This is a genomic window from Sodalis sp. (in: enterobacteria) (genome assembly GCF_047607725.1).
Classification (GTDB): Bacteria; Pseudomonadota; Gammaproteobacteria; order Enterobacterales; family Enterobacteriaceae; genus JBLKSS01.
Genome location: NZ_JBLKSS010000172.1, coordinates 1 through 8,304, shown reverse-complemented (window position 1 = coordinate 8,304; position 8,304 = coordinate 1). Strand labels below are relative to the sequence as shown.

Annotated in this window: 3 protein-coding genes and 6 pseudogenes; 6 read left to right on the top strand and 3 right to left on the bottom strand. The window is 49.8% G+C overall.

What is annotated here, in order from left to right; genetic code table 11:
- Window positions 1–6: 6 nt before the first annotated feature.
- Window positions 7–207 carry a hypothetical protein gene (locus ACMX3H_RS14910; RefSeq protein WP_415211398.1) on the bottom strand — a complete coding sequence of 67 codons (201 nt, stop codon included), beginning with the start codon at window positions 205–207 and terminating at the stop codon, window positions 7–9.
- Between the two features lie 17 nt (window positions 208–224).
- Window positions 225–809 (bottom strand): annotated as a pseudogene (gene rimJ, locus ACMX3H_RS14905) (ribosomal protein S5-alanine N-acetyltransferase).
- 332 nt (window positions 810–1,141) lie between these two features.
- On the opposite strand from rimJ, the pseudogene mdtH reads away from it, so the two are divergent.
- From mdtH to ACMX3H_RS14890, 3 pseudogenes are all read left to right on the top strand, one after another.
- Window positions 1,142–2,299, top strand: a pseudogene (gene mdtH, locus ACMX3H_RS14900) (multidrug efflux MFS transporter MdtH).
- Between the two features lie 88 nt (window positions 2,300–2,387).
- A pseudogene (gene grxB / locus ACMX3H_RS14895) lies at window positions 2,388–3,039 on the top strand (glutaredoxin 2).
- Between the two features lie 109 nt (window positions 3,040–3,148).
- Window positions 3,149–3,704: pseudogene (locus ACMX3H_RS14890) on the top strand (lipoprotein).
- Between the two features lie 412 nt (window positions 3,705–4,116).
- Here ACMX3H_RS14890 and ACMX3H_RS14885 read toward each other — a convergent pair.
- Window positions 4,117–4,664 (bottom strand): annotated as a pseudogene (locus ACMX3H_RS14885) (TorD/DmsD family molecular chaperone).
- Between the two features lie 1,228 nt (window positions 4,665–5,892).
- Here ACMX3H_RS14885 and ACMX3H_RS14880 point away from each other — a divergent pair.
- The 3 genes and pseudogenes from ACMX3H_RS14880 to ACMX3H_RS14870 all read left to right on the top strand — a co-directional run bounded on the left by ACMX3H_RS14880 (window position 5,893) and on the right by ACMX3H_RS14870 (window position 8,162).
- On the top strand, window positions 5,893–6,237 hold the full coding sequence (locus tag ACMX3H_RS14880) for a winged helix-turn-helix domain-containing protein (RefSeq protein WP_415211399.1): 345 nt from the start codon (window positions 5,893–5,895) through the stop codon (window positions 6,235–6,237).
- A gap of 7 nt (window positions 6,238–6,244) precedes the next feature.
- On the top strand, window positions 6,245–6,652 hold the full coding sequence (locus ACMX3H_RS14875; protein WP_415211397.1) for a hypothetical protein: 408 nt from the start codon (window positions 6,245–6,247) through the stop codon (window positions 6,650–6,652).
- Between the two features lie 226 nt (window positions 6,653–6,878).
- Window positions 6,879–8,162 (top strand): annotated as a pseudogene (locus ACMX3H_RS14870) (flippase).
- The last annotated feature ends 142 nt before the right edge of the window (window positions 8,163–8,304 follow it).

Sequence of the window (8,304 nt, the reverse complement as noted above, 5' to 3'; positions counted from 1 at the left end):
CACCGTTCAAGCATTCAAAATAAATGAAGTGCTCCTGTGTTTTTGCAAACAATTTTGGACTGTCCAAAATAGCCATTTTTTAGAGTTCAAAGGAGTCCAGAATTGACTGCAAATTAGTCCAGAATCTTTTGCATCGCTACAGAGCAGCGGCAAATACACTTTTTGCGCAATGCCGCCCAAGCCAATAATTTCAATACGTAATGTCATACCGTTCCCCTGAAACATTAGCGACTGGGCGTCCATTCACTGTAGGTCAACGCCATCAGAACATGATCTCGCCACTGGCCATCGATCAATAAATACTCTTTCGCATAACCTTCGCGAATAAATCCAAGCCGTGCCAGTAAACTGCCGCTGCGATGATTGTGAGGCATATAATTCGCCATTATTCGATGCATATGCTGCTGCCGCTACATATAGCGGACGGCCTCCTACAGCGCTTCAAACATCAGCCCCTGCCCTTGCCACATTTCTCCGAGCGAATAGCCGAAAAAACACGCATGAAACGAGCCGCGCAGCACATTACTGAAATTCGCTACCCCGCGAATTTCCGTTTCCAGCGGATCGAGCAGGACAAAATAATAGGCGCTGCCCTGTCGATGCATTTCGTTAATCATTCCCAGACGCGCCTGCCAGCCTGAGGGATAACAATGACTCTCGTCGCGTATCGGCTCCCAGGGTTTGAGATAATCCCGATTAGCCACGTAGTACTCCGCCAGACGGTAATCGTCCAGTTCATTGGCCAGACGTACCACCAGCCGATCGGTGACCAGCCGCACCTTTGGCGATGCTGAGCGATAGCCAAACATCTTTCCTCCGCCCTCCCGTTTTGCCTACCTGAACCGACGCGGTTGTCAACGAAGCGGTAACAATACCCTCTCGTCTGTTTCACCTAAGCCTCATGCCGCGTTTTATGCTGACCGGGGCGCTGCGCCACTTATAAACAATAATATAATCGTGTTAATAAAGTATATGCCTTGCTAATTCCGCGCTATTAAAAAATATCATCCCTAAGCACACTATCGCTAATCAAATATTCCGTTCAGAATAGGCTGTCCTTTTAGTCTTTATTGCAACTTAGGGTGGAGCATGTCGTCGGTCTCGCAAGCAAGCTAGGAGCTTGGGTAAATATTTTCTGTTAATGGATAATATACTGGTGGTGATGGGCTTTTATGTCGTCTTCCCGCTCATTTCCATACGGTTTGTCGATCAACTCGGCTGGGCCGCGCTGCTGGTGGGTATACTCGGCCTGCGGCAATTCATACAGCAGGGGCTGGGTATTTTTGGCGGCGCCTTCGCCGACAGACTGGGGGCGAAGCCGATGATCATCGCCGGTATGCTGATGCGCGCCTTGGGGTTCGTATTAATGGGCATCGCCGATGAACCCTGGCTGCTTTGGCTGTCCTGCGCCCTATCCGCCTTGGGCGGCACCCTGTTTGATCCGCCCCGGACGGCGCTGGTCATTAAATTGACGCGCCCCTGGGAGCGAGGTCGCTTCTATTCGCTGCTGATGATGCAAGACAGAGCCTGCGCCGTTATCGGCGCACTGCTCGGCAGTTGGCTGTTGCGCTATGATTTTAAATTGGTGTGCCTGGCCGGCGCGGTACTGTTTGTGTTCGCCGCCATCTTCAACGCCTGGCTGCTGCCGGGGTATCGTATCTCCACCGTACGCGCGCCGATGCTGGAAGGTATGCGCCGGTTACTGCGCGATCAGCGTTTCGTTACCTACGTATTAACCTTAACCGATTATTACATGCTTTCGGTACAGGTGATGCTAATGCTGCCGATCCGCGTCAATGAGGTGGCCGGCTAGCCCGCGGCGGTGAAATGGATGTATGCTATCGAAGCAGCCCTGTCGCTGCTCTACCCCATTGCCCGCTGGAGCGAAAAGCGCTTTAGGTTGGAAACCCGATTAATGGCGGGGCTGACCATCATGCTGCTGAGTTTGTTCCCTATCGGCCTGATCCAGGATTTGCGCGCGCTGTTCATGTTAATCAGCCTGTTTTACATCGGATCTATCATTGCCGAACCCGCGCGGGAAACGTTGGGCGCGTCGCTGGCGGACAACCGCGCCCGCGGCAGCTATATGGGATTTAGCCGCCTGGGCCTGGCGCTGGGCGGCGCCATCGGTTATAGCAGCGGCGGCTGGCTGTATGATGTCGGCAACCGGCTGGAGATCCCGCAGCTTCCCTGGTTCATGTTGGGGCTGATAGGTTTTATTACCTTGCTGGGGTTGTACCGCCAATTTCAGCAGCGTCCCATTGAGCCCGCGATGCTTAACTGTCGGCGCTGCGGTTGATCCCGGGCGTAAAGTTACCCATACTTTATTCCCTATGTACCTTATTGGCGCAGTAGGCGCCAATATCCCACGGGAGGATGCCGACATCATAAAATTATACATTTATGAGCACTGCCCCTTTTGCGTAAAAGCCCGCATGATTTTTGGCCTCAAAAATATTCCCATCGCGCTGCAGGTGCTGGCGAATGACGATGAAACCACCCCCATCTCCATGGTGGGTCAAAAAACGGTGCCGATCTTGCAAAAAGATGACGGCAGCTACATGCCGGAAAGCATGGACATCGTGCATTATATCGACAACCTTGATAGGCGCCCGCTTTTGACCGGCCCGACACAGCCCGCCATCGGCAAATGGCTAAAGGACATGAGCGACACCGCGCAGCGTTTGCTGCTGCCGCGCTTTGTGTGTGCGAGCCTGGAAGAATTCGCCACCGAGCATGCCCGCCAGTATTTCATTAATAAAAAACAGGCCAGCCTGGGGTGGATTTCGAGCAATTGCGGGATCACCACGCCGGGCTTGGTGAAAAAAATCAGCCAGCAGCTGCGCGATCTGGATCCATTGATTAAATAGCCCAATGCCTGCAACGGCGAACTGTCTGAAGACGATATTCACCTGTTTCCCCTGGCTGCGCTCGTTAACCATCGTCGCCGGCATCGACTGACCCACCCGCGTCGCCGATTATCGCGATAATATGGCCAAACAAACGCAGGTCAATCTCCTGTCCAGTATGGCGCAATAACCCGCGCCGGATATGCCCCGCACGGCGCGTATCCCCTGCCCGCCCCCGATGCATTTATGTTATGCTGTTCGCCCCTCGCCGTGAGGGGCGAAGAACGTATGGGGAAGGAATGAAACAGGGTAATCGCTTCGCGCTGGCGGTGATGTTTTGCGGCCTGCTGCTGAGCGGCTGTAATCGGTTGACGCATTACAGCCTCAGCGAACAAAAGGTGAATGACTATCTGCAGTAGCACACTGATTTTCATAAATCCATCGGTATCCCGGGACTGATCTCGGCCGATATCGTTCTGCAGGATTTGCACAACCGATTGGCAGGAAAGAAGCCGGGTAAGGTCACGTTAGCCGGCAATGCCCGCTTTAACGTCGTTTCCCTGCTGGGTTCGCAGCAGGGTGACGCTGAAAGCGCAGCCCTACTATGACCCCGAACAGGGCGCCATTTATCTCAAAGATATGCAACTGGTCAATTATCAGGTCAACCCGGAAAAACTTACCGGCACGCTGCGCACGCTGGAGCCTTATCTTCAGCAATCGTTAAGGAGCTGGTTCGATGCCCAACCGGCTTACCGTCTGGACGCCAATCGCAGCAAAAGCGAGGCGCTGGCGAAAAAACTGGCGAAAGGGCTCGAGGTCAAGCCGGGCGAACTGGTGATTCCTTTTACCCGCTAAACCCCGCCGCGGCAAACCTGCCACGCGTTACAACTCGCGCCAGCTATCGTACTGGCGTAAGCCCCTGTGTCGGAACGGGCAGTCGGGTAACATTGTCCGGCTTTTCCCCGGCGATAAAGTCGCAGTGACGCGGGCATCGGGCTGGCGACGACAGCACCGGCAAGGCGCGGATCATTGCCCCATCCTCGCCTGTCGACGCAGGCGGCGATACGCCCTCAAGGCGTGAGCGGCTGCGTATCGCCCGGGCGGCAATGATCCTCGCTGCCGGTTAAGCGTTAATCGAGCACAGGTGATGCGATAGAAATAGCGGGAGCCTCTTACGTCCCGCCGCACCAATTAACTCATGAAGGCGTAAGCCATTGCAGAATATAGCGCCAGCGATTGCCCCAGCACACTCCTGCCCCCAGGCGTGTTACCCTTCCTGCCCTGCGTCAGAACCCAGCTCGTCACGTAACTCAGGCAGCGCTTCGTGACAGAGCATCGCCAGCGCACGATAAAAGCCGGTGCCGGCATGAGCCTCCACTTTACCGAGAAAACGTTCGCTCCAGGTCAAAAGAAAACGGTCAAACAGTTGCCGTTGTGCTTCGGTTTCGTCCTGCTGCGCCTGATTTTCAAGCCAGGAGCCGGCCAGCAACAACGCGCCAAAGTGGTCAGTAGGCTTCTCGCCGCAGGGCATACCCCGGGCGAGCAAAAAAGCGCGAATGTCCTGCTCGTCAGCGTCCAACCAGGCGGATCGATAGGGGGAAACTTTTGGCGCGTCGCCACAAAACAGCGCTTGGAAGTCTTGCTGCAACGCCTCGGGCAAGCATTCCTGTTGCATACGCGTAAGCAGCGCGTCTTGTTTCAGCGGCCAGTGCTCAGCGAGCTTATCCTGCGCGATAAGCGTGAGAGCACCTCATCCTGCGGCTGACGGCAAAACAACGTGCCAAGCACCCGGCACACCAGCGAAAAATCATTCATCTTTATACCCCTAGCGGTTCACCGGCGCAGACAGTGTCATAGATTGGCCTATTGCGCAATCCCGCCGCTTCATCGATGGGCTAAAAAAGGGGGCCATTGACGGCGCCAAAGCGTCGCGCTGACGACGCGCACGGGCTTGTTTAACGGCATGCTGCGCCCGTAGTCAATCACCCGCCTTCCTGCTACCCAAAACGCGGCGTGTCAACCTCTTACGACGTAAGACAATGGCTTTAGGAATCGAAGGCAGAAAATGAGGTTAAACGAATAACTAAAAAAGGTTAATTAATAATCCTATTCCAGTTTAACAAATAAAGTGTGGTTACTATCGGGCGGAAAAATTCTAAATTAACGCGTTTTTTGAGATGTGGGATACGCGTTTTTTGAGATGTGGGATACCCGTTTTTTTCGCGATTTATCTCCCTGCTGGCGGTAGAGAAAAGACGGGCCTGAAGCGGACGTCGAATATTTCACATGGTGCCCCCTTAGGATAATACTCAGATATTTTATGTAAAATAGATGAAATAGCCTAAAGGCAATCAAAAGTCTTGCAAAACTCAAAACCGCCCGCCACTCCCCTAATGTCACCAGTGAACCAAGCTTATCCAGCATAAAACACTGCACATTATCCTACGATGCTAATAAAACACAAAGCAAAACCTAAAATTTCACTCATTTTTCTATCCTCAAGGTCAAAGCGTCATCCCCCTATCGATAATTTCATTATTTGAGTGAAAACTTGGAAAATCATTAGGTTGAATATTTTAGATTAAATTTCATGAATTCAGCCAAAAATCCATTGCAAAATAATTTTTTTCAGCCAATTATCAAGGTGAAAATATCATACAAAATCCTTTTGCCGTTATGGTTAATCTGTGGCCGCGCGTTAACGTCAGCTGAAAAGTAAAAAATGATAATTTGACTATAAAATTAAGAATAATTACTTTAACAGCTTACCAAGCCTTCAACTAACTTTGATTAGCCTTTACCACCACTCATCTTCTTAGGAGGCATTATGGATCGTTACGCTTAAAATAAATGAAAACCCTATCATCTGATTAAATTATTTGAGTTTTCATTTTCATGTATAGCTTATGAGAAAGCATTACGATAAGAAAAAAAATATCTGAGGTACTTTTAAATGAAACTTACTGAAACTATCACTATCGATAATCTTGATGTGAAAGTCGCCCCGGATCTTCAAACCCGATTTCGTTGAAAAGAGTACCAAATATTGAGTTTATTGGTTGAAAACTCCCCGAAAGCCGTTACGCGCGGTGAGTTCGTAAACCGCATTTGGAAAGGAACCTATTGCTCTGATTCTACTATTAATCAAACGATAAAATCGATTCGCAAAAAAATTGGCGACAAAGAACACGAAATTATAAAAACTGTCCCGCGCGTTGGCTATATTATCGAAGAAAAACATCGGTTTGATATGCACTCCAGCCCGCCTTTCGCCTTCCCCGGCATGGGCGCGGGTACCGCCGTTGACGAGCGGCAGCAACGCATGCCGGTTGGATGCGGCGACAACGGCGCAGCCGACCCCACAGCCGGCACCCAGAGTCGTAGATGAACTCTATATGGACCCTTCCGATCATGCCGAGCCCGTCTGGGCGTTACCCGCGCATGCCAAAACCCCCGCTGACCTTTATCGTGATGCTTATCCCGATAAAAGCTTGCAGGGAATGGGGGTCTGGCGGTACCTGTTTTCTCTGGCACAACGGCTCTACTATCAAAAACGTAAAATATTCATATTATGTCTGACATTCTTTGTTTTATTGACTGCGGCCCTGACTTTTTTATTTGACGGGGACACCCCGCTTGCCGCCAGACAAGATGAAAATACAGAATGGAATGATTATAGTACCTTATCATCCACCTGCTCGGTGAATGACAATCCTCTATTACTTCACGCCAGCCGATGCCTAGGCTCCACAGGCGGTTTGGAAGATGCCTATTTTTACTGTAACCCCAGAACGGTACGATAATCCTCTGCAACGACATACCACATAAAACCCGCTACGGCGGGTTTTTTATATGAAATCAGCTGATGAAATCGCCATATCTGAAATAGATTTCACCTTGATTTCAGTTGTCCGGTCTAATAGCAAGATATAGTTATATTGCATCAGCACGAAATATTCGTCACCGCAGCCGGGCGTAAGCGTCGCAGTAGACAATTGAGCCCTGTGGTTTACTTGTACTCATTATGAAATGGTAACTATGACGGCGATTATTTTTAATACGTTCTGGATCATTCTTGAAAAATTGTGTTTTGCCGGGGGAGGAATCATCTCCGCCATGTTTGTCGCCCGCTATTTTGGGCCGGCTAATTTTGGCGCTTTTAGTTACTTGCTTTCTATCGTCATCCTGATTATGCCTTTCGTTCAGCTAGGCAGCGACAACATTCTTTTTAATCATATTGCTAAAAATAAATACTCCGGCATGCGGCTCATGTCGGCCTCGGTGAAGCTCAAATTTAAGATGTTTATGTTTTTCAGCGCCGCGCTAATGATATGGGCATCGATAAACCTGAAACATAATGAGGTCGTCATTCTGGCCCTGTTGCTGCTGAGCACATTTTTCAGCATTCATGATATTTACAAGCTCTTTTTTGATGCTACGCTGCGATCAAAAATCAATTTAATTATTAACAACTGTGCTTTGTTATTCTTTATTATCCTGAACCTGACTTTTATTTACCTTAAACTTAGCCTGGTATGGTTCGCTGTTGCCTATGTAGTGGCCCGCAGTTTTGTGCCGTTCATTATTCGTCGATTATTGTTTAGCTATTCGCAAAAATAGCTCAATCAGCGTGTGAAAGCGAACTTAAGCCCCAAGCATATCAAAAAATACCATCTCTATCTTTTACAGGTGGGTTTCCCTTTGGCTATATCCAGCTTGTCGATCGTCATCTATACGCGTATCGATCAGATTATGCTGGTGAAGTATTTGGGCAGTTATGCCGTCGGCCTCTACAGTGCGGCCCAGTCAATAACCCAGGACTGGGCAATTATTCCTTCAGCGTTGGTGACATCGATGATGTCGACCATTGTCAGGGAAAAAAGTAGTCAAAAAGCCGATGAGTTGATCCATTTACTCTACGTCATCGCCATCAGCACCTTTGTGCCCGTTATCGCACTAGTTAGCCTGATGAGTGGGCCCATTATCGACCTGATTTACGGAAAGGCATACCACGCCGCCGCCGGCATTTTGCTGATAGGCGCGGTCACCACCTGTTTTAGCGTGATGGGTACCGTGGCTTATAGAGTGATCATCATGAATGCCGGTTTTCGTTTTGTTGCAATAAAAATGCCGCTTATTGCCGTGCTCAACATCGCTCTCAACAGTTATCTCATCCCCCTGTATGGAATAGAAGTAGCAGCATTCGCCACTTTACTTTCAGAATTTTCATCACTTTTTATACTCAACGCCTTCTTCCGAAAAGGCCTCATCACCAGCCAGATATTTTTTCCTACAAGAGTATACCTTTGTTAATTTGTAAGCGCCCCGTGGAGGACGTCTTGAATTATTGGTGGGTTTGTTGTATAGCCCGGTAAGAATATGTTCCACTACGATGCCTAGTGAACCCGCATCCTATAAGGGACGGCTGTCAGATCATGGATAATCCGGCGATGAT